This window comes from Euzebya rosea, from assembly GCF_003073135.1.
In the GTDB taxonomy this organism is placed as follows: Bacteria; Actinomycetota; Nitriliruptoria; order Euzebyales; family Euzebyaceae; genus Euzebya; species Euzebya rosea.
Genome location: NZ_PGDQ01000007.1, coordinates 202,387 through 224,309, shown reverse-complemented (window position 1 = coordinate 224,309; position 21,923 = coordinate 202,387). Strand labels below are relative to the sequence as shown.

Below are 21,923 nucleotides of genomic sequence, written 5' to 3'. Positions count from 1 at the left end.
ATCAGGCGCTGACGCGTTCGCGAGCACCGTTGGTCGAGCCGAGCGCCGTGGCAAGCACGTGCATCCGGGTCGCCAGGTGCTGGACCATGTCCAGGTAGGCCTGCCGTTGCTCGTCTGCCGGTTCGGGTGTCGACCAGTGAAGCAGGGTCGTGTTCGGTCCCACCGGCAGGGTGGCGGTCTCCCTGACGACGTCGGAGAGGGTCACGAGCAGGTCGGGTGGGGTCCGCAGGTCCTGCCACGACGTCGGCGGCCGGTCGAGCGCGCCGAGGTTGGTCTCGGCAGCCACCCTCCGTGCCATGGGAGTCAGCGTCCGGTTCGCGGCCCGCCCTGCGGAGCTTGCCGGTATGTCGGAGATCGTGGCCCAGAGCCGCTCGGCGACCATGGAGCGCACGCCGTGGTCGGCGCAGACGAACATGACGTTGCGGGCGTGCAGCGGCGGCACGTGCACCGCTGGACGCGGGCTGTCGGTCCGCAGCCGGAGGTAGCGGCGGCGACCGTCCCCCGTGCTGCGGATGCGCTCGAGCAGGCCGGCGGACTGGAGGACGTTGAGGTGGTGGGCCAGCAGGTTGGAGCGGATGTCCATCGCCGTGACGATGTCCTGGGGGGTCAGGTCGCTGAGCAGCAGGGACTCGACGATGGCGAGGCGCACCGGCTCGCCGAGCGCGGCGAACACCGTGCTCCTGGCGTTGAGGGCCTCGTCCATCGGCGCGAGTTCAGGCTGGTTCATGCACCGGTCCCCGTCGGTCGTGTCCGCATCACGGCGCCATCCTGCCGGAGGTTCGTCACCGGGCGGTTACGGTCGACGCTGGTTGTGTTTCGCCCTCGTGAACATGTGCGCAGGGGTCCGCGCGGGGTTCCGTGCGGGGAACTGGCCTGCGGAGTGGCCGGTGCTCCGTCGGCAACACTCGGTGCCATGCTGCTGTACCCGACTGCACAGGACCTGGAGTCACGGCTGGCGCACATCGCCGGATCGCCGATTGACGAGGGGGTGCTGGAGATGATCGTCCGGCGCCCGGACGTGGACGAACGCGAGGTGCTCGAGGAGGGCGAGCTGGACCTGGCGCTCGGCCTCGTCGGGGACACCTGGCACGTCCGTGGCAGCCGCCGTACCGAGGACGGGTCGAGCCATCCCGACATGCAGCTCAACGTCATGAACGCCCGGGTCGTCGATGCGATCAGCGCCGGGGACCGGGAGCGGTGGCGGTGGGCAGGGGACCAGCTGCTGGTCGACCTGGACCTGAGCCCGGAGAACCTTCCTGTCGGGACGCGCCTGTCGCTGGGGACGGCGGTCATCGAGGTGACCGACCAGCCCCACACCGGCTGCGCCAAGTTCGCCGACCGCTACGGCGTGGATGCGCTGCGCTTCGTCAACACCGGCGAGGGCAAGCTGCGCCGGTTCCGCGGCGTGAACGCCAGGGTCGTGGTGCCGGGCACGATCCGTGCCGGTGACGTCGTGGCCAAGGTGCCGGCCGACGAGCCCGTGGCGGCGTAGCCGGCCCTGTCTCGATCCCGGGGCTGTTGGCCGGCCCCGGACGGGTGCCTTTGGTCGCACCTCACAGCGACAGGCATCCGGGCGAGGTCCGGACGGAGCGACGCCCCGAGCGGTGCTCGGGGCGTCGGATGGTCCGGGCCAAGAGGTGGCCGGTGATGTGGAGGTGTGTCCGCCGCCGAGCCTTGATCGGGCCGGTCGCGGCGTGATCCGAATCCTCACGACTCGTCGGCGCGCCCGCAAGGGGCATGTTGGTCATGCAGGAGACGAGTGTTGTCCGACGGCTGAGCAGGTGCATCGAACGTCGTGGGCCTTCCGTGTCGGATTCAGTCACCGCTTTCGAGGTGTTGAAAAGGGGCCTCCACCGATTGTGCACATCGCAGCCGACGGCCCCGACCGGGATGTCACACCCCGACCGTATGGTGAACACATCACGTCGATCGTGACGGTGTTGCAGAGGAGGGTGATCAATGGATCCGGGAGTGGATCAGATGCAGTTGGGTGGGCCGCCGAGCCTGGCCGAGGGGTCGGTGCTCGTGGCCGAGATGGTCGAGGCCATCGCCGTGCGCGAGAACGCGGTTCGTCGGCTGGTGTTCGTGCTGGCCGACGTGAACCGGGCGGGGGTGGTCGAGGCGCTCGAGGGACTGCCGCTGGACGTCCAGCTGGCCGTCCAGCACGGCTTCACCGGCGCCGAACAGGCGATGCTGCTGGACGCCGGGGACGTGCTGGCCTCGATGCCGGCCACGACCGCGCTCTGGCAGCAGGGTCGGTTGTCCTGGTCGATGGTGCGGGACGTGGTCGCTCGCTTGCGCCGGTTCGGCCGTGACCTCCGTGTGGCGGTCGACCAGCGCATCGGCGCATCCGAGGAGCTCGTCGGGGTCATGGACCCCGAGCGCTTCGCATGGGCGGTCGCCGAGGCCGTGGACGAGCTGCACGGCGCGACGGCCAAGGAACGAGCGGAGGATGCCGACGCCGCGTCGACGTTCCTCTGGGTCCAGATGGGCCTGGACGGCCGCTCCAGGCTGTACGGCGAGCTCGACGCCCCTGACACGGCGATCGTGCTCAACGGCCTGGACCGACAGGCAGCGCGTGACGACCGCACGGCTGATGACGACACACGGGTGAGGCAGCCGATGACGGCAAATGGGCGGCACGCGCGGCGGCGGACCCGTGCCAAGCGGCGTGGACGGGCGCTGGTGGGCCTGTGCGCGGATCGGCTGGCCGGCCGCACCGCCACCGGCCGGCGCGTCGACGCCAAACCGCTGATGGTCGTGCACGTCTCGCTGGACCGTGTCTCGACCACGGCGGCCGGTCGCCTCGAGGTCGCGGTCGACAACACCCTGCCGACGCTGTCGGCCAGGGCCGTCGAGGCGCTGGCCCGCGATGCCGACGTCCGGGCGGTGGTGATGGACGGGGCCCGACCCCTGACGGTCACCCGCCGGCTGCACGCCCGCGAGGTGCCCGAGGACACCCTGCTGGCGGTCCGGGCCCGAGACCTGGGTGCACGCGACCCGGCGGGCCGGACGAGCATCCCGCTGTCCGAGGTGCACCACCTGACCCCGGGACTGCACCACCCCGACCGCCTGGCGTGCGTCTCCCAGCGCGGTCACCTCCGGCTGATCCATCGCCACGGCTGGTCCGGCCACGTCGACACGACGAGCGGCTGGATGACCTGGACCCGCGGCAACCGCAGCATCGTCACCGTCCCGTGGGGGACGCAGCTGAACCGCACCTGAGACGGGAAGGACGGGCACCCGCGCCCGCACGCGGGCCTGTCGGCATGCCTCGGCCCTCGGTGGCCCGGCCAGATGACGTGGGCCCCCGTTCGACGGGCAACGTGTCGACGTCCTGTCGCTGCGAGGTGCGACCTCAGGCAGGTGTGGTGGAGTCGTTGCTGCCGATTCCGCAACGCCCGCAGGTCGAGGCGAAAACGACGAACGCCCCGGGAGTCCGGGGCGTTTCGTGAGTGTCGGCGAGAGGACTTGAACCTCCACGAGCAAAGCTCATACGGCCCTCAACCGTACGCGTCTACCAATTCCGCCACGCCGACGTGGGAGCGGGCAGTGTAGCGGCCGGATGGCCGCTCGGCCATTCACGGCAACGGTTACTGCTGTGTCCCGCCGGTCGGGCCCTGCAGGACCGCGCCCAGCTCGAAGTGCATGCCGTCCGGCCGGGACCAGCGCCCACCCCAGACGAAGCCCCAGCGGTCGAAGATCTCCACGATCCGCGGGTCCATGGTCGGCTGCGCGCCGAGCATGTTGGTCTGGACGTTGAAGTCGACGGCCAGGCCCCACCCGTGCATGGAGATGGGCCGGTCGGGACGCCAGTCGATGTGGCGTGCGACCCAGCAGCCGCCGTAGTCGCTGGTGTCGATCAGCGGCGCCAGCCCGGCGGCCTCGACCTCCGCCAGCGCCCCCTCCAGCTGGATCAGCATCTGGCGGTGGCAGGTCACGTTGCCGGTGAAGATCGGCAAGCGCCGGGTCTCGATGTTGCGGGCCACCCAGTCCGGGTCGATGGTGATCAGGCCGTCACCGTGGTCGATGTAGTTGAACGGCTCGAAGAAGTCGGCGGCGGCGCTCCCCGTCAGGAAGGCCTGCTGCTCGACCGGCTCCTCGATCTCCTCCACGACGCCACCGGCCGCGGCGACGGCCTCGCGCACCGCCGACCCGTCGGCCCCGGGGGCCAGCGCGACGTAGACGACCGGCTCGCCGGTGAATCCGAGCTGGCGGGCCCGGTCTGCCGACACGAGCGCGTCGGCCACGGGGGGAATGCCGTTGGAGGCGTAGGCGCCGATGCGCAGGGCACCGGCCGACGATCCCGTCTGCACGCTGCTGCCCAGCGGCACCGCAAGCCGGTTGCCGGCGTCGTGGTTGAACGCGGCGTCACCGGCGATGATCCGCTCCCACACCGCGGTCTCGTTGGCGGTGATCGGCGGGGTCAGCGGCCGGAACGTCTCCGGCTCGACCGCCGCGACGGTCACCGTTTGCTCGGCCCCCGGCACGGCCAGGGTCAGCTCACCGACCTCCACAACCGACGCGGCCTCCACACCCTCGAGTGCGGCGAGGGACGACGCGGTCGCCGGGTCGAGCCCGGTCACCGTCATCGTGGGGGCCACCGGTTGGACGGCCGCCAACGCGGGCGCGGCCGCGCCAGTGGCCACGGGCTGGGGCTGCGACTCGGGCTGGACCTCGGGGATGGACGGGGGAGCGGCCACCACCACGGTGCCCTGGCCCTCGCCGCCGACCTCGGGCGCGCGCATCTCGTCGAACAGCTGGGCGAACGTCTGGCCCCCCTGCCCGACGGCGCCGCTCTCCACCGTCATCGGGACCATCGGCGTCAACGCCAGGTCATCGCCGGCAGCGCTCGAGCCGGGCTGCGGTGCCGTGCCGAGGACCGTCAGGATCGCGAGGACGGCAACGCCCGCCGCGATGGCTCGGCGTGTGGCTGCGGGGAGGGGGGAGGAGGAGAGGTCAGTCACGTCGGTCGCACAGGCGTCACGGGCATCCGACCCGTCACCGCCGACTCCTGATCGTATCGCGGCTCACCCCGCCGCGAGGCCCATCAGCCGACCGTGGACCGCACCCGTTGCGACACCCGTTCGAGCTCGGCGTGGTCGCCGACGACCCGACCCGATCCGTCCCACTCCACGTGCACGTCGATCCAGGACCTGCAGCCGCCGTAGGCCTCCAGCCGCGGCAGGACGATGGCCTCGGGCAGCTCGACGGCCTGTACGACGAGGATCTGCAGCGGGTGCTTCGGCCGGAACTCCACCCGGTCGGTGCGGATCGACTCGGCCGTCCAGATGTGGAGGTCGTCGAGCTCGGGCAGCCGCTCGGGCCGGGTCACCTCGACGACATCGACGACGTGCACGCCGGCACGGACGACGAGGTGGTCGTCGGTGGCGTCGGCGTCGCCGGCGGGCAGCAGGTCGTGGTGCTCGGGACGGGTCCGCTCGGCGTGGGTGTGGGCCACGGTCGGGAACAGCAGGAACCCGCCGTCCTCCTCCGGCGTGGCGAAGGCCTTCTCGTGGATCCCGCCCTTGCGCAGCAGGATCTGCTGGCGGCCCTGCAGGAGGGCATGGATCGCGGCACCCCACTCCTTCAGCGACACGGTGGTCGTGGGGGCGGGCTCGGTCGGCGCGACGTCGGTGTCCACGAGTCCACGCTACGCCGTGACGATCCCGGCGCACCGCCGTTAGGATCGCGGGTCCGATGAAGGTACGACTGCGCAACCCCGACCGGACCGTCGAGGTCGACGGCCCAGCCCAGGTCAGCGAGATGCTGGCCCAGCTGGACATCAACCCCGAGACGGTCCTGGTGATCCACGACAACACCCTGGTGACGGCCAAGGCGGTGCTGCCCGCCGATGCCGAGGTCGAGATCCGGCCGGTCATCTCCGGCGGCTCGCATGGGTAGGCCCAGCGGCGGCCGCTGCCTCGGCTGCAAGGACGCCGACGCCGTCATCGACCTGGCGCGTCATCGCACCCGCTACTGCGGCGAGTGCTTCGTCGACCACATCCGCACCCAGGTCCGCGTCGCGATCGATGCCTACGGGATGCTGCGCTACGACGACGAGATCCTCGTCGCGGTCAGCGGCGGCAAGGACTCCCTCGCCCTGTGGGACATCCTCCTCGACATGGGCTACAACGCCTCGGGCCTGTACCTGGGCCTCGGGATCGGTGGGTACTCCACCCGGTCGGAGCGCATCGTGCGTGACTACGCCGAACGCCGCGGCGTGAAGCTGCACGTCGAGGACCTCGCCGAGGAGTACGGCTTCGACATCCCCGACTCGGTCAAGCACCCGCGCCGCAGCGACAAGAAGAAGAAGAACGGGGTCGGGCGTGCGGCCTGCGGCACCTGCGGCCTGTCCAAGCGCTACGTCTTCAACAAGACGGCCCTGCGGCACGGCTACGACGTCATGGCCACCGGGCACAACCTCGACGACGAGGCAGCGCAGCTGTTCGGCAACGTCCTGCGCTGGCAGACGGAGTTCATGGCGCGCCAGTCGCCGATGCTGCCGGCCAGCGAGGGGGGCCTGGCCCGCAAGGTCAAGCCGCTGTACCGCCTGACCGAACGCGAGATGGCCGCCTACTGCGTCATCAAGGGACTCGACTACGTCGTCGAGGAGTGCCCGCTGGTCGAGGGCAACACCGTCATGCGGTACAAGGACGCCCTCAACGAGCTCGAGCGCGCGGCCCCCGGGACCAAGGCCCACTTCCTCTTCGGCTTCCTCGACCGGGTCCGCGACGAACACTTCGACCAGGGCCAGCACTTCGACACCTCGCTGGTCCCGTGCGCCGACTGTGGTCTGCCCACACCGGCGCACCAACCCGGCCAGACGCCCGTCTGCGCCTTCTGCCGAACCCGTGGCCGGCTGCTGCAGCTGGTCGACCGCCCCGTCGGTGACGACGCGGCCGAGACATCACCCCCCGAACAGGACGTGAACGCGTGATCCGCCATGCAGGACATCCCGACCCCCTCTCGGTCGGGGACACCGTCATCCTGATGGACCGCAAGGGCCGCCGCTTCATGTTCGAGCTGGAGGAGGGCAAGGACTACCACTTCCATCGCGGCATCATCCGGCACGACCAGCTGATCGGGCAGCCGGAGGGCAGCACCGTCGTCTCCACGATGAGCGCCAAGCTCACGGCCGTCCGACCGACGACGGTGGACTGGACGCTGAAGGCCCCTCGTGGGGCGCAGGTCGTCTACCCCAAGGACCAGGCGATGATCGTCACGCTCGGCGATGTCGTGCCGGGCTCGACGGTCATCGAGGCCGGGGCGGGGTCGGGTGCGCTGACCTGCGCGTTGCTCCGTGCCGTCGGCCCCGAGGGTCGCGTCATCTCCTACGAGCTCCGCGAGGACCACGCCGAGGTCGCCCTCGCCAACGTCACCCGCCGCATGGGTGGGCATCCCGAGAACTGGTCGTTGACCGTGGCCGACCTCGCCGAGGCGTTGACCGAACACCGCTGTGACCGGCTCGTCCTGGACATGCTCGAGCCGTGGGCCCACGTCGACGCCGCGGCGAACGCGGTCCACCCCGGTGGGATGCTGATCGCCTACACCCCGACCGTCACGCAGGTCATGCGCCTTCGCGAGGTGCTGGATGCCGACCCCCGCTGGGGCCTGACCCAGACCAGCGAGACGATGCACCGCACCTGGCACGTCGACGGCCTCGCCGTCCGGCCGGACCACCGGATGGTCGCCCACACGGCGTTCCTGACGACGGCCCGCCGCATGGTGCCGCTGGAGGCACCCGAGGACACCACTGGCTCGCAGGGTGCTGCAGGGGCCGACGCCGAGCCGGCCGAAGATGCACCCGTGGGGCCCCGTCCGGGACAGCTCCCGTAGCACCCGTCACGGAGGGTGAGCCGCAACGTCGGTGACCGACCGACAACGTTTCGCGGCTCCCGGACGTCCCATGAGTACGGTGGCGGTCAGCCATCGTCCAGCCAGCCGAAAGCTCGCCCCCCTTGCCTCGCGTCAGCCGAACGCCGTCAGTCCTCCTCGTGGTCCTCGGGATGCTCGTCGCCACGCTCGGCGTCGTGCCCGTCGCGGCGGCCGAGGGCGCCCGTCCGGCACGATCCGACGACGTGGCCCTGCCCACCCAGCCGCTGACCCGCGACGCGTCGGTGCTCCCGGACCGCCTGCTGGTGACGCTGGACGAGGGGACCGCCAGGACGTCCTGGGCGGCGCCCCTACCCACCCGTGCCCTGGGGGCGCGCGACGCCGTTGCCCTCGCCGACCGGGTTCGGCTGGTCACCACCGCGCCGGGGACCGCCGACGTCGTGGCCGAGGCGCTCCGGTCCCGAGGTGACGTGCTCGCCGTGGAGCCCGACGTGCAGCGCGAGTTCCACGCGGTGCCCAACGACACCTCCTACGACCTGCAGTGGGCGCACCAGCAAACCAACATCGAGCAGGCGTGGGATCACGCCACCGGCGGCGGACGAGAGGGAGAGGGCCGCCCCTTGATCGCCGTCGTGGACTCCGGGGTCGACGCCACCCACCCGGAGCTCGCCGGCACCGTCGTGGCCAGCCTGCGGTCGGCCAGCGGCGTCATCGTGCAGGGGCAGCCCAACAACGACGAGTGCGGCATCGCCCACGGGACCGCGGTCGCCGGGGTCGTCGGCGCGGCCGGCAACAACGGCCAGGGCATCGCCGGGGTGCTGTGGAACCCCCGCATCATCGACATCTCCCTCACCTCGCCCCTCAACGACTGCCCGCGCGGACCGGCCGACTCCGACGCCATCACCGCCATGGCCTACCTGTCGCAGCTCGACGAGCCGCCCCTGGCCATGAACCTCAGCTTCGGCACCTCCGCCAACGAGTGCACGGCGGCCTACCAGGCGGCGATCGACCAGGCCCGTGCCGCCGGCATCGTGGTGGTGTCCTCGGCCGGCAACGCCCAGAGCAACGCCAACAGCATCCCCGCGTCCTGCAACGGGGCCATCTCCGTGGGGGCCACCGGACCCAGCGGCAGCCGAGCTGGGTACAGCCAGTTCAACCCCTACATCGACCTCAGCGCGCCCGGCGGCCAGGCCCGCAACTGCCCCAGCACCCTCGCGGACCTGGCCAGCGAGGCCGTCCTGACGACCAGCCTGGTCGAACCCAAGCAGTACGACCTCGGGACCGGCTGCACCCCCTCGCTGGCCGACCCCCACGGCGCCCGGCTGGAGGCCACCCAGGGCACGTCGTTCTCCACGCCCTACGTCGCGGCGGCCGCGGCGCTGCTGCGACAGCACGCCTCCGACACCGGACGGACCCTGTCAGTGGACGAGGTCGAGGCGTTGCTGGAGGGCACCGCCACCGATGCCGGCCCGACCGGCCGTGACGACGACTACGGCTGGGGGGTGCTCGACGTCGGTGCCGCCATGGCCCTCCTCGCCAGCGGCCAGCCGATCCCGCCGCTGGAGCCCGACCCCGACTTCGCCGTCGGCCCGCTGGCACCCGTCGCCGTCCGGGTGTCGGACCCGGGGGACCTCGACACGACCGACCCGATCAGCCAGGCGGTCGCCATCAGCCGCGGCAACCCGGCAGGCAGCCGGCCCTTCGCCGTGCTTGCCCGGGTCGACGACTTCGCCGACGCCCTGTCCGGTGCCGCGCTGGGCCTCGGGATCGGTTCGCTCCTCTACACCTCCCACACCGGTCCGCTGGACCCGCGCACCCGAGAGGAGCTGCTGCGCGTCCTCGACTTCGGGACCAGCCAGCCCGTCGTGTACGTCATGGGCGGCACCGCGGCCATCCCCGCCGTCGTCGACGACGAGCTGCGCAGCCTCGGCATCACCGTGCAGCGGATCGCCGGGATCGGCCGCGAGGACACCGCCGTGCGGGCGTCCGCCGTCGTCCAGCAGCTGAAGTCGCTGGCCGGGGACATCCCGACCCGCAGCTGGGCCTTCGTCACCTCGGGCCGGGACTACGCCGACGCCGTCACCGCCGGCCAGATGGCCGCGTACTACGGCATCCCCACGCTGGTGACCAACCCCGAGGCGCTGCACCCGACCACCGCCGAGGAGCTTCGCCGGCTCGATCCCGACCGGGTGGTCGTCGTGGGTGGAGAGGTCGCGGTCTCCGCCGCCACGATGCAGCAGATCGCCGATCTCGGGTTCCCGACGTCCCGTGCCGGCGGCGCCACACGGATCGACACCGCGCTCGCCGTCTTCGACCTCTACGCCGGCGAGATGGCCATCGACCGCGACGGGGCCATCGAGCGGGCCGCGACCGTCGCCGTGAACCTGCGCGACGGGTTCACCGATGTCCTCTCGGCATCCCTCATCGCCGGCCAGGGCAACTGGTACCTGCCGCTGGAGGGCATGGCCGGACAGCCCATCACCGCGGCGACCCGCAGCACCTTCTGCGACTTCGGCGGTCAGCTGTACGTCATCGGTGGCCGCGACCGGATCGACGACGACACCACCGAGGACCTGCTCGAGATCCTCGCCGGGCAGGGGTGCACACCCGGTTGATGCGGCTCGGCAGTCGTCACGACAGCGAGGCAGACCATGCCCGGCCTGCCATAATCCCCCTCACGATTGACAAGGAGGACCAGCATGTCCGAGGACCAGCCAGGTACCACCCCGACCGGTGAGTCGGAGGAGACCCTCCGCACCAGAGTGCAGTTCCTCGAGGAAGAGGCCACGATGCTCCGTCGTCGCCTCGACGACTCGCCGAGCCGGGTGCGCGCCCTGGAGGAACGGCTGCTGGAGTCCAAGTCGCAGCTGTCGGGGGCCATGGCCCAGAACGGCAAGCTGGCCGACACCCTGCGGGACGCGCGCGAGCAGATCATCGGGCTGAAGGAACAGGTCGAGAAGCTCGCCGCCCCGCCCAGCGGCTACGGCGTCTACCTCGGGCCGGGCCCGACGGAGGAAACCGTCGAGATCTTCACCCAGGGGCGCAAGCTGCGGGTGAACGTCAGCCCCGACGTCGAGGTCGGCGAGCTGCGGCAGGGCCAGGAGGTCGTCCTCAACGAGGCGCTCAACGTCGTGGAGGCCGCCGGCTACGAGATCATCGGTGAGGTCATGGCCGTCAAGGAGGTCATGGGCGACGGCCGGTTGCTCGTGATCGGCCACACCGACGACGAGCAGGTCGTGCGGATGTCCGACGCCCTGATGGACTCGCCGCTGCGCAGCGGCGACCACGTGATGGTCGAGTCGCGGTCGGGGTACGCCCTCGAGCGGTTGAACCGGCCCGAGGTCGAGGAGCTCGTCCTCGAGGAGGTGCCCGACATCGCCTACACCGACATCGGTGGGCTCGGACCCCAGATCGAGGCCATCCAGGACGCGGTCGAGCTGCCGTTCCTCCACGCCGACCTCTTCGTCGAGCACGAGCTGCGGCCGCCGAAGGGCATCCTGCTGTACGGCCCCCCCGGTTGCGGCAAGACGATGATCGCCAAGGCCGTCGCCAACTCCCTGGCCAAGCGGGTCGCGGAGAAGGAAGGCCGCGACGACGCCCGGTCGTACTTCCTCAACATCAAGGGCCCGGAGCTGCTGAACAAGTACGTCGGCGAGACCGAACGGCAGATCCGGCTGATCTTCCAGCGGGCCCGCGAGAAGGTCGCCGAGGGCCACCCCGTCATCGTGTTCTTCGACGAGATGGACTCGATCTTCCGCACCCGCGGGTCGGGCGTGTCCTCCGACGTGGAGACGACCATCGTCCCGCAGCTGCTCAGCGAGATCGACGGTGTGGAGACCCTCAAGGACGTCATCGTCATCGGTGCCTCCAACCGCGAGGACATGATCGACCCGGCGATCCTGCGTCCCGGACGCCTCGACGTGAAGATCAAGATCGAACGTCCCAACGCCGAGGCGGCCAAGGAGATCTTCGCGATCTACCTGCACGCGGGCCTGCCGCTGCACCCCGACCTGGTCAAGGAGTACGGATCGGAGGAGGACGCCTGCAGGGCGCTGGTCAGCCAGACCGTCGAGCGGATGTACGCCGACGACGACTCCAACCGGTTCCTCGAGGTCACCTACGCCAACGGGGACAAGGAGGTCCTGTACTTCAAGGACTTCAACTCCGGCGCCATGATCGAGAACGTGGTCGCACGGGCCAAGAAGCTGGCGATCAAGCGGTTCCTCGACGAGGGCCAGAAGGGCATCAAGGCCGAGGACCTGCAGATCGCCATCAGGGACGAGTTCAAGGAGAACGAGGACCTGCCCAACACCACCAACCCCGACGACTGGGCCCGCATCTCCGGCAAGAAGGGCGAGCGGATCGTGTACGTCCGCACGCTCATCGGGGACGGCAACGAGCCCGGCAAGTCGATCGAGAGCGTGCAGACTGGCCAGTACCTCTAGCAGCGGCGGGCGGGGGTACCTCCTCGTCCGCAACACCGCTGCCGGCACCGACGACCAGGCGTTCGTCGACGCGGTCTGCCGCGAGCTCGGCACCGCCGAGGTCGTTGCCACCGACGGTCCCGACGACGTCGACGACGCCCTGCGCGCCGCCGACGGCCGGACCGTCGTGGCCTGCGGCGGCGACGGATCACTGCACCTGCTGGTCGACCGCGCCCGGGCCCTCGGCCTGACCGACGAGCTGGAGCTCGGGCTGGTCCCGCTGGGCACCGGCAACGACTTCGCCGGGCACCTCGGCATCCCCACCGACCCCGACGGCGCCGCAGCGGTGCTGCGTGACGGGCCGGTCCGTCGCATGGACGTGCTCGTCGGCGACGACGACCAGGTCGTGGTCAACGCCGTGCACGTCGGCATCGGGGTCGAGGCCGCCCGTCGTGCCGACGACCTGAAGGCCTCCCTCGGCGCGTTGGCCTATCCCCTCGGTGCGATGGTCGCCGGCGTGGCCGCGGAGGGCCTGCAGGTGGAGGTGCGGGTCGACGGCGAGCGGATCGACCTGGGCGACCCGGCGCTGATGGTGATCGTCGGCAACGGCCCGACGATCGGCGGGGGAACCCCAGCCGTGCCGTCGGCACGCCCCGACGACGGCCTCCTCGACGTGGTGGTCAGCCATGCGGTCGGCCCGGCCGCCCGCACCGCCTTCGGCATGGCGCTGGCGCGTGGCACCCACGTCGACCGCGACGACGTCGTGTCTGCTCGCGGCAGCCGGGTGGAGATCCTCGGCCCCCGCCTGGCCCACAACGCCGACGGCGACCTCGCCGCCGCCACCGACACCCCTCGGAGCTACCGCATCGAACCGGCCAGCTACCGCCTCCGGATCCCGCCGCCCCAGTAGCCGCCCCGGCCGGTCAGTCGACAGTGCCGACCACGAGCAGGTCGGTCCAACCCTCGACGGCGACGTCGTCGATGGGGATCGCGTCCGGGATCGCGAGGGCGAGCAGGCGGGGCCGAGGCGCCGGCTGGCAGGACATCGGTTCGTCGGACCCGGCGCCGGTGACGACAACGGTCCCGTCGACCAGGTCAGCGGACTCGAACACGAACTCGCAACCGACCTCGTCGGCGAACCGGATCACGAGGACGTCGTCGGCGGCGTCGACGTCGGGGGGCGGGTCGGTGACCCCGAGGCCGTCCCAGGCCTCGACGAACGCGTCCCCACCGTCGAGCCGCAGGGCCGACGGGATGGGCCCCCGGTCGAGCATCGGGCCGTCGTGGACGACCGTTGCGACGAACGACTCCGGGCCGTCGGGGGCGGCTGTTGCCGGCGTCTCGGAGCCCGTGCAGCCAGCGATGGCGACTGCCCCCATCATCAGGCGGGCCAGCACCGACGGGATCCGCAGGCGAACGTCACTGGGCATGCCGTCGAGGTTGGCACGGCCAGTACCGGTTCGCCGAAGGTCAACGACCCGACCGGCAGCATGCCGAACACGATTCAGAACGGAACGAGGATTTCCGCAGGAGCATCGCGAACCGGGTCGACACGACCCGTTCATCCCTCCAGGAGGTTCACGATGCGTCCGTCCGCTGCAGTCCCCGCCCTTGCCCTCGTCCTTGCCGCAATGGTCCCGGGAGCGGTGGCCGCAGACGACGCCTGCAGGCTGCTGGAGGGCGGTGCGACCACCGACCCCAGCGACGACGTGGAGGTCTGCCGCACCCCCGTCTGGATCCACCAAGCCGACACCAAGGTCGGCAACCTCGCCGGCCAGGGCCACGGCGTGCCCGGCTGGGACGGCAACGCCCCGACCGCCTCGGTCACGAGCGGCGCAGGCGGCGGGTACGCGGGCACCAGCGCCTGGCAGGTCACCGACGCGTGGGACCCGACCTACACCCCCGCGTTCGAGGGCAGCCACGACGGCGCGATCGACAACCTGCTCATCGACCTCTACCTGTTCCCGCCGCAGGCCATGGTCGAGAACGCAGCCGGTCAGGGCGGCACCAGCTTCCGGGTGGACGCCAACCTGTACGTCGACGGTGACCTGGTCGCCCAGCACGGCGACCTGACCATGGATCTGGAGGACGCAGGCGACGCGGTCAAGAAGGTCCAGTTCGCCTTCGTCGACCTGTACGACGCCACGATCGGCGACGGGTCGCACGACCTTCGGCTGGAGGTCGTGGGGACGGGCCTGGCCTCCAACGGGGCCGTGTGGGTCTACGACACCACCGAGGTGCCGTCGGGGATCGTGTTCAACGCCACCGACGACGAGCTGGACGGCGTCGCCGGCAACCCCGACTGGCCGTTCTGATCCGCCACGACCGGCGGGACCGCCCCGAACCGGGGGCGTCCCGCCGGTAGGCTGGCGGCCACATGGCGATCACCAAGTACCTCGGCACCGAAACCGAGTTCGGCATCACCGTGGTGGGCCGACCCGAGTTCAACCCCGTGCTGGCCTCCTCGCTGGTGGTCAACGCCTACTCGGCGGACGGCCGCAACCGTGCCCGGTGGGACTACGAGGACGAGGATCCGCTGCGCGACGCCCGCGGGTTCGCCCAGCCGGGCGCCCACGAACCGGCGCCCGAGGACGACATCGGGCTGGCCAACTCGATCCTGACCAACGGCGCCCGCTTCTACGTCGACCACGCCCACCCCGAGTACTCCTCACCGGAGGTGTCCAACCCGCGTGACGCGGTGGTGTGGGACAAGGCGGGCGAACGGATCCTCGAGATCGCCGCCAGCCGTGCGGCGCCGCTGCTGCCCGGGCACGACGACCGCCAGCCGGGCCGCATCCTGATCACCAAGAACAACACCGACGGCAAGGGCGCCGCCTACGGCATGCACGAGAACTACATCGTCGACCGGGCCACCCCGTTCGGCGAGATCGTGCGCCAGCTGACGCCCTTCTTCGTCTCCCGCCAGCCGCTCGTCGGTGCCGGGCGCGTCGGCAGCGAGTTCCCCTCGGCCGAGGTGGACTACCAGGTCACCCAGCGCGCCGACTTCTTCGAGGTCGAGGTCGGCCTGGAGACCACGCTCAAGCGGCCGATCATCAACACCCGCGACGAACCGCACGCCGATCCCGACCGCTTCCGGCGCCTGCACGTCATCATCGGCGACGCCAACATGAGCGAGGTCTGCACCTACCTGAAGCTGGGGTCCACCGCGCTGGTCCTGTCGATGGTGGAGGACGGGTTCCTGCCCGATGCGCTCTCGGTCGCCAACCCGGTGAAGACCCTCCACGAGGTCAGCCACGACCTGACGTGCGCGAAGACCATCGCGCTCAAGGACGGCCGCCGGGTGCGCCCCATCGAGCTGCAGTGGCACTACCTCGAGTGGGCCCGGAAGTGGGCCGACCAGCGCGACGCCCCCGACTGGGCGGCCGACCTCATGGCCACGTGGGAGCGGCTCCTGACGCAGCTGGAGGCCGACCCCATGGGCCTCGACGGCGTCGTCGACTGGGTGACCAAGTACCGGATCATGCAGCGCTACGTCGACCGGGACGGCCTGGACTGGGACGACGAGAAGCTCAAGCTCATCGACATCCAGTACCACGACGTGCGTCGAGACAAGGGCCTGTACAACAAGCTCGTCGCCGGGGGCCGCATCGAGACGATGGTGGAGGAGCACGAGGTGCAGCGGGCGATGACGGCGCCGCCGTCGGACACCCGGGCGTACTTCCGCGGCCGCTGCCTGGAGAAGTTCCGCGACAGCGTCACGGCGGCCGGGTGGGACTCCATGATCTTCGACGTGGGCGGCGAGACCCTGCAGCGCGTGCCCATGATGGACCCCTCCCGCGGAACCGAAGCGGTCGTCGGCGCCCTGATCGATCGGTGCGACACCGCTCGGCAGCTGCTGGATGCCATCCGCAGCTGATCCACGAAGGACGATCACGGACATGGTTCGACCGTACCTCGCCCTCGCCCGCCGGCTGGAGCGGGACCCCCGCTTGCCCGACGCCGAACGCGCGGTCCTCGCCGCCCGGGCCGAACGGTGGCTCGAGCAGGTCCTGCCGGCGCTGGCCCTGGTGTATCCCGACAGCCCCGACCTGCCCGACCGCCTGCTCGACGTCCTCGTCGAGGGGGTCCTCGCCAGGTCCGACAGCCTGCGGATCCGCGACCGGGTGCGCGAGGCGGCGCCCGACTGGTTCCTGTCCGAACGCATGGTCGGCTACGTCACCTACGTCGACCGGTTCGACGGCACGATCGCGCGGCTGGGGGAGCGGCTGGAGCACCTCACCGACCTGGGGGTCACCTACCTGCACCTGATGCCCCTGCTGCATGCGCGTCCACGACCCAACGACGGCGGCTACGCCGTGCAGGACTTCCGGGCTGTCGACCCGGCCCTGGGGACGATGGACGACCTGCGCGCGCTGGCCGCGCGCCTCCACGGCGCCGGCATCAACCTGTGCGTCGACCTCGTGCTCAACCACACCGCCGCCGAGCACGAATGGGCCCAGCGGGCCAGGGCGGGGGAGCAGCGGTACCTCGACTACTACCGGACCTACCCCGACCGCACCGAGCCGGACCGATGGGAGCAGACCCTCCCCGAGGTGTTCCCCGACACCGCACCCGGCAACTTCACCTGGGACGAGGCGATGGGCCGGTGGGTCTGGACCACGTTCAACCAGTGGCAGTGGGACCTGAACTGGGCCAACCCCGACGTCTTCGTGGAGATGGTGCGGATCATCCTGGACCTCGCGGCCGTCGGCATCGACGTGCTGCGCCTGGACGCGGTGCCGTTCCTGTGGAAGCGCATGGGGACCGACAGCCAGAACCTGGCCGAGGTGCACTTGATCCTGCGGGCCATACGGGGGCTGGTCGGCATCGCCGCCCCGGCGACGATCCTCAAGGGCGAGGCCATCGTCGCCCCCCGCGACCTCGTGCCCTACCAGGGGGTCGGACCGCGACAGGCCGCCGAATGCGACCTGCTGTACCACAACCAGCTGATGGTCCAGGGCTGGTCGTCGCTGGCTGCACGCGACGGTCGGCTGGCCACCATCGCCCTGTCGACCATGGCCGAGACCCCTCCACACGCGTCATGGGTGACCTACGTCCGTTGCCACGACGACATCGGCTGGGCGATCGACGACGCCGACGCCGGGCAGCGGGGCTGGGACGGGTCCGCCCATCGTCGGTTCCTGTCCAGCTGGTACGCGGGCGAGCTGGAGGGCAGCCCCGCAGAGGGCGCCCACTTCCAGGAGGACTTCGTCTCCGGTGATCGGCGGACGTCGGGGACGACCGCGGCGCTGGTGGGCCTCAGCCGCGCCCGTGCCGACGGCGACCAGCACGCCATCGGCGAGGCGATCGACCGGTTCCTCCTGCTGTACGCGCTCGCCGCCAGCTACGGCGGCATCCCCTTGATCTGGATGGGCGACGAGGTCGCGCTGGACAACGACACCAGCTTCCTGGCCGATCCCGATCGTGCCCCGGACAACCGCTGGCTGCACCGTCCGTGCATGGACTGGTCGGTCGCCGCTCGGCGGGCCGATCGGTCGACGGTCGAGGGGAGGGTCCACTCGGGGCTCGTCCGCCTGATGCGTGCCCGTGCCGAGCTGCCCACGCTGCGGGCCGGTGGCAGCGTGACGCCGCTGTGGCACGACAACGACCACGTGCTGGCCTTCCGACGGCATCACCACCGTCACGGACGGCTGGTGGGTCTGGCCAACTTCCACCCCGATCCGCAGCGGATCGACCTGCGCGCGACCGAGGTGGCCGACCTGCACGAACCATTCGACGCGCTCGACGGCCACTGGACCCGCTCGGGGCCGGGCGCCGACGTCGTACCGGGCCTGTCGATGCGCTGGATCAGCGAGCCGTGACCCACGACCCCGGTAGACTCGGGACAACGACGAATCCCCCGAGGAGGCACCCATGAGCGACGGTGGACAGGTCCGCAAGCAGAAGGGCAAGCAGACCGAGGAGCAGGACGCCAAGGTCGAGACCGAGGCGACCGAGGTCGACACCTCCGACGTGGACGACCTGCTCGACGAGATCGACGGGGTGCTCGAGGAGAACGCCGAGGAGTTCGTCAAGAACTACGTCCAGAAGGGCGGCCAGTAGGGGAGGGCACCCCGGCCCGACGGCGTTGTCCCGGGCCGGGGTGCGCGGTCAGGCGACGGACCGTGGTGTAGCGTCGGCCGCCTATGACGGACCGCCATCCCCTGCGCCCCTTCATCGTGGACCCGTTCGACTACACCGCGCCGAGCTTCAGCGCACTGCTGCGCCAGGCCGTCCCGGAGGCGATGCCCCAGATGGGTGACGTGCACTCGATGCCCGCACATGTCGAGGGCACGACGATCGTGGCCACCACCTACGCCGGTGGGGTGATCATCGCCGGCGACCGGCGTGCCACCGCCGGCAACCTGATCTCCAAGCGCGACATGCGCAAGATCTTCCAGACCGACCGGCTGTCGGCCGTCGGCATCTCCGGCTCGGCAGGCCCCGCCATCGAGCTGGCGAAGATCTTCGCCACCGAGCTGGAGCACTACGAGAAGGTCGAGGGCAGCGAGCTCTCCCTGGAGGGCAAGGCCAACAAGCTGGCCAGCATGGTTCGCGGCAACCTGCCGCTGGCCATGCAGGGACTCGTCGTGGTTCCCCTGTTCGCCGGCTTCGACCCCCGGCAGGACGAGGGGCGGATCTTCGACTTCGACGTGGCCGGCGGCCGCTACGAGGAGAAGCGGTTCTCCGCGACCGGCTCCGGCAGCCTGCACGCCCGCGCGTCGCTGAAGGCGCGCTGGGAGGCCGGGTTGAGCGCCGACGCTGCGGTGGACCTGGCCGTCGCGTCGTTGTGGGACGCCGCGGACGAGGACTCGGCCACCGGGGGGCCCGACACCATCCGTGGGGTGTACCCCATCGTCGCCCAGATCGACGCCGCCGGGTACGTCGAGCGCGACGAGGACGACATCGCCGAGCGGGCCCGCGTGGTCGCGGAGTCGCGCAGCAGCCGGCTGTCCGGCGGCGGTGCCGAGACCAGCCCTCGCCCCAACGCCAACCCCTGATCCGCGGGAGCAACACCTCATGCCGATGATGCCCTACGTCTCGCCCGAGCAGGCGATGAAGGACAAGGCCGACTTCGCCCGCAAGGGCATCAGCCGCGGCCGGTCCGTCGTCGCCCTGACCACCGAGAACGGCCTGCTGTTCGTCGCCGAGAACCCTTCGGCCACCCTCCACAAGGTGTCGGAGATCTACGACCGCATCGCCTTCGCCGCGGTCGGCAAGTACAACGAGTTCGAGCAGCTCCGCGTCGCCGGCATTCGCCTGGCCGACGTCAAGGGCTACCAGTACAGCCGCGACGACGTCACCGGCCGTGCGCTGGCCAACGCCTACGCAAACGCCATGGGTGCGACGTTCACCGACTCGCCCAAGCCGCTGGAGGTCGAGCTGCTGGTCGCAGAGGTCGCCGAGGACGACGTCGAGCTGTACCACATCCTCTACGACGGCTCGATCACCGACGAGGAGAACTACGTCGCCATCGGGGGCAGCGCCGAGGCCATCAACGAGGCGCTCCGGACCCGCTTCGAGCCCGGCATGGACCGGGCCACGGCCCTGCGCACCACCGTCGCCGCGCTGCAGGAGGTCGAGGAGCGCGAGATGGTCGCCGACCGCCTGGAGGTGGCCGGCCTGGACCGCGCGCTCGGGCGCCGCAAGTTCTTCCGCCTCTCCGAGGACGACATCGCGGGGATGTTGTCCTGACGAGGGTCTGACGACTCGGGCGGGCACACCCCATCTCCGTCGTCTGCCCGCTACGCTGCGATCAACTCATGGCACCGGAACCCATCGACCTCGGAATCGAAGACCTCGCAGACGCCGTTGAGGTCGGCGCTGGCGGCTTCGGCACGGTCTACAAGGCACGGCAGGAATCCCTGCGTCGCGACGTCGCGGTCAAGATGGTCACCAGCACCGTCAAGGACCGCAAGGTACGGATCCGGTTCGAACGCGAGATCCAGGCCATGGGGATGCTCTCGGGCCACCCCAACATCGTCACCGTCTACGACTCGGGGTTCACCTCCAACGGGCAGCCCTACATCCTGATGGACTTCATGGACCAGGGGTCGCTGGCCGACCGCCTGGAGTCCGACACCACCCTGCCGTGGGCCGACGTGCTGGAGATCATGGTCAAGGTCTGCGGGGCGCTGGAGACCGCGCACCAGGCCGGCATCCTGCACCGGGACATCAAGCCCGAGAACGTTCTGGTCAGCGCCTACGGCGAGCCCAAGCTGGGTGACTTCGGCATCGCCCGGCTCAAGGGCGGGCCAGAGACGGGCACGTCCAGCCTGACCGCGTCGATCGAGCACGTGTCCCCCGAGCTGCTGGAGGCCAAGGCTCCGGGTGTCCCCAGCGACATCTACGCTCTCGGGTCGACGATGTACAAGCTGCTCGTCGGCCGGGCGGCGTTCCTCAAGCCGGAGGACGAGTCGATCGTCCCGGCCCTCACGCGCATCAGGGACGAACCCGTCCCCAACCTGCGCGAACGGGGTGTCCCCGACCCCGTGGCCGCCATCGTCGAGCGGTCCATGGCCAAGGACCCCGAGGCCCGCTTCGCCTCGGCAGCCGAGATGGGCCGCGCCCTGCGGACTGCCCAGCGTCAGCTCGGCCTGTCGGTGACCCCGTTGCCCATCCGGGAGGAGGAGGCCGCCGCTGCGCGTGACGCCACCCGGACGATCAACACCGATGACCTCGCGTCGTCCATCGACGACATCCGCGCGCAGGCAGCGCAGTCCTCGGGGCCGGTCACCCACAGCGGCCCCCAGGGTGTGCCGGGGCCCCCCACACAGTCCGGTCCGCACAACCTGCCGGTCGGGCCGCAGGGACCCCAGCCCGCCCCACCGCGTCAGCCGACCGGGCCCGTCGGCTACCCCCAGCAACCCCAGCACCCCACCGGCCCACAGCCCTTCCGTGGCCCCGGCCCGAGCCCCGCCTACCAGCAGCCCGCACCGCCCTCGTCGGGTGGCGGCCGCACCCTGGCGATCATCGGCGGCATCGTCGGGTTGGCCGTCGTCGTCGGCATCGTGGTCGCCGTGTCCGTGTCCGGTGGTGGCAGCCCCGATCCGGAGCCGACCCCTTCGGTCACCCCGACCGCACCGGTCACCGAACCCGAGCCCGGCCCGACCACGGAGGACGAACCGGCCGACTACGTCTTCGAGACGTTGATGGACGACACGGGCACGATCCAGATCAGCGCCCCCCGCCCGTGGACCGACATCGACGGCAGCGCGTGGGTGGAGGACGGCAGCCCGATCGGACGACAGATCGTCGCCGCGCCGGACCTTGCGGGCTTCCGTGGCAGCTGGAACGTGCCCGGGCTGATCTTCGGCGTCAGCGAGCAGCTGGCGACGTCGTTCACACCCGAGACGTTGCTGGACGCGTTCAGCTTCGCCACCCAGTGCGACTACCAGGGCCGGTCGCCCTACAGCGACCCGGCCTACACCGGGTTCCGGGACGACTACGTCGACTGCGGCGGCACCGACACCGACTACACCATCGTGGCGGCCTGGCCTCCGACCTCCGACGTGATGCTGCTGGTGCAGTTCCAGCACCTCGACGACCGCGACGAGGTGGCGCTGCAGATGGCGCTCGACACCTTCGTCATCATCCCGCCCCAGACGGAGAACCCCGGGCAGTAGCCGGCCGGGCTGACCCCGACGGCGAGTCGGCAGCACT

The 21,923-nt window shown here is 70.9% G+C and carries 19 protein-coding genes and 1 tRNA gene; 15 read left to right on the top strand and 5 right to left on the bottom strand.

The window, feature by feature from the left end; translation table 11 throughout:
- Position 1: 1 nt before the first annotated feature.
- Positions 2–727: an ArsR/SmtB family transcription factor gene (locus CUC05_RS12035; RefSeq protein ID WP_108666348.1), complete on the bottom strand. Its 726-nt coding sequence runs from the start codon at positions 725–727 to the stop codon at positions 2–4.
- 186 nt (positions 728–913) lie between these two features.
- Here CUC05_RS12035 and CUC05_RS12030 point away from each other — a divergent pair, with 186 nt between their 5' ends.
- Positions 914–1,492: an MOSC domain-containing protein gene (locus tag CUC05_RS12030; RefSeq protein WP_108666347.1), complete on the top strand. Its 579-nt coding sequence runs from the start codon at positions 914–916 to the stop codon at positions 1,490–1,492.
- 479 nt (positions 1,493–1,971) lie between these two features.
- Positions 1,972–3,225, top strand: a complete 1,254-nt coding sequence (locus CUC05_RS12025; RefSeq protein ID WP_170127997.1) for a 13E12 repeat family protein — start codon at positions 1,972–1,974, stop codon at positions 3,223–3,225.
- A gap of 231 nt (positions 3,226–3,456) precedes the next feature.
- Here CUC05_RS12025 and CUC05_RS12020 read toward each other — a convergent pair.
- The 3 genes from CUC05_RS12020 to CUC05_RS12010 form a co-directional block, all read right to left on the bottom strand.
- Positions 3,457–3,539: transfer RNA gene (locus CUC05_RS12020), tRNA-Leu, on the bottom strand.
- Between the two features lie 54 nt (positions 3,540–3,593).
- Entirely contained in the window at positions 3,594–4,967 is a 1,374-nt protein-coding gene (locus CUC05_RS12015; RefSeq protein WP_108666345.1) for a M15 family metallopeptidase, read from the bottom strand.
- Positions 4,968–5,050: 83 nt separating this feature from the next.
- The gene (locus CUC05_RS12010; RefSeq protein ID WP_108666344.1) at positions 5,051–5,644 is read right to left on the bottom strand and encodes a DUF1802 family protein; all 594 of its coding nucleotides are present in this window, start codon (positions 5,642–5,644) and stop codon (positions 5,051–5,053) included.
- Between the two features lie 56 nt (positions 5,645–5,700).
- Between CUC05_RS12010 and CUC05_RS12005 the strand changes: the two genes are divergently transcribed.
- The 6 genes from CUC05_RS12005 (at position 5,701) to CUC05_RS11980 (ending at position 13,170) form a co-directional block, all read left to right on the top strand.
- Positions 5,701–5,904, top strand: coding sequence for a MoaD/ThiS family protein (locus CUC05_RS12005; protein ID WP_108666343.1), 204 nt, complete (start codon positions 5,701–5,703; stop codon positions 5,902–5,904).
- The gene (locus CUC05_RS12000) at positions 5,897–6,940 is read left to right on the top strand and encodes a PP-loop family protein (protein ID WP_157965480.1); all 1,044 of its coding nucleotides are present in this window, start codon (positions 5,897–5,899) and stop codon (positions 6,938–6,940) included. The genes CUC05_RS12005 and CUC05_RS12000 overlap by 8 nt, the downstream gene beginning before the upstream one ends.
- Positions 6,937–7,839 (top strand): tRNA (adenine-N1)-methyltransferase, encoded by a 903-nt coding sequence (locus CUC05_RS11995; protein WP_240606250.1) that lies wholly within the window; start codon positions 6,937–6,939, stop codon positions 7,837–7,839. Before CUC05_RS12000 ends, CUC05_RS11995 begins: the two co-directional genes overlap by 4 nt.
- Before the next feature lie 122 nt (positions 7,840–7,961).
- Complete coding sequence (locus CUC05_RS11990) at positions 7,962–10,451, top strand: S8 family serine peptidase (RefSeq protein WP_157965479.1); 2,490 nt, start codon at positions 7,962–7,964, stop codon at positions 10,449–10,451.
- Between the two features lie 84 nt (positions 10,452–10,535).
- Positions 10,536–12,281 carry a proteasome ATPase gene (arc, locus tag CUC05_RS11985; protein ID WP_108666340.1) on the top strand — a complete coding sequence of 582 codons (1,746 nt, stop codon included), beginning with the start codon at positions 10,536–10,538 and terminating at the stop codon, positions 12,279–12,281.
- On the top strand, positions 12,265–13,170 hold the full coding sequence (locus CUC05_RS11980; RefSeq protein WP_108666339.1) for a diacylglycerol/lipid kinase family protein: 906 nt from the start codon (positions 12,265–12,267) through the stop codon (positions 13,168–13,170). The genes arc and CUC05_RS11980 overlap by 17 nt, the downstream gene beginning before the upstream one ends.
- Positions 13,171–13,183: 13 nt before the next feature.
- Here the strand turns inward: CUC05_RS11980 and CUC05_RS11975 are convergent, their stop codons facing one another.
- A complete protein-coding gene (locus CUC05_RS11975; RefSeq protein WP_108666338.1) occupies positions 13,184–13,690 on the bottom strand; it encodes a hypothetical protein in 507 nt (168 codons plus the stop codon).
- 153 nt (positions 13,691–13,843) lie between these two features.
- On the opposite strand from CUC05_RS11975, the gene CUC05_RS11970 reads away from it, so the two are divergent.
- The 7 genes from CUC05_RS11970 (at position 13,844) to CUC05_RS11940 (ending at position 21,886) form a co-directional block, all read left to right on the top strand.
- Positions 13,844–14,575 (top strand): hypothetical protein, encoded by a 732-nt coding sequence (locus CUC05_RS11970; RefSeq protein ID WP_157965478.1) that lies wholly within the window; start codon positions 13,844–13,846, stop codon positions 14,573–14,575.
- 62 nt (positions 14,576–14,637) lie between these two features.
- Positions 14,638–16,137 (top strand): depupylase/deamidase Dop, encoded by a 1,500-nt coding sequence (gene dop / locus CUC05_RS11965; protein WP_108666336.1) that lies wholly within the window; start codon positions 14,638–14,640, stop codon positions 16,135–16,137.
- Between the two features lie 22 nt (positions 16,138–16,159).
- Positions 16,160–18,082: an alpha-amylase family protein gene (locus CUC05_RS11960; protein WP_157965477.1), complete on the top strand. Its 1,923-nt coding sequence runs from the start codon at positions 16,160–16,162 to the stop codon at positions 18,080–18,082.
- Positions 18,083–18,134: 52 nt separating this feature from the next.
- Complete coding sequence (locus CUC05_RS11955) at positions 18,135–18,323, top strand: ubiquitin-like protein Pup (RefSeq protein WP_108666334.1); 189 nt, start codon at positions 18,135–18,137, stop codon at positions 18,321–18,323.
- An 83-nt stretch (positions 18,324–18,406) separates the two neighbouring features.
- A complete protein-coding gene (gene prcB, locus CUC05_RS11950; protein WP_108666333.1) occupies positions 18,407–19,261 on the top strand; it encodes a proteasome subunit beta in 855 nt (284 codons plus the stop codon).
- Positions 19,262–19,280: 19 nt separating this feature from the next.
- Complete coding sequence (gene prcA, locus CUC05_RS11945; RefSeq protein WP_205712287.1) at positions 19,281–19,955, top strand: proteasome subunit alpha; 675 nt, start codon at positions 19,281–19,283, stop codon at positions 19,953–19,955.
- A gap of 68 nt (positions 19,956–20,023) precedes the next feature.
- On the top strand, positions 20,024–21,886 hold the full coding sequence (locus CUC05_RS11940) for a serine/threonine-protein kinase (RefSeq protein WP_108666332.1): 1,863 nt from the start codon (positions 20,024–20,026) through the stop codon (positions 21,884–21,886).
- Positions 21,887–21,923: the final 37 nt, after the last annotated feature.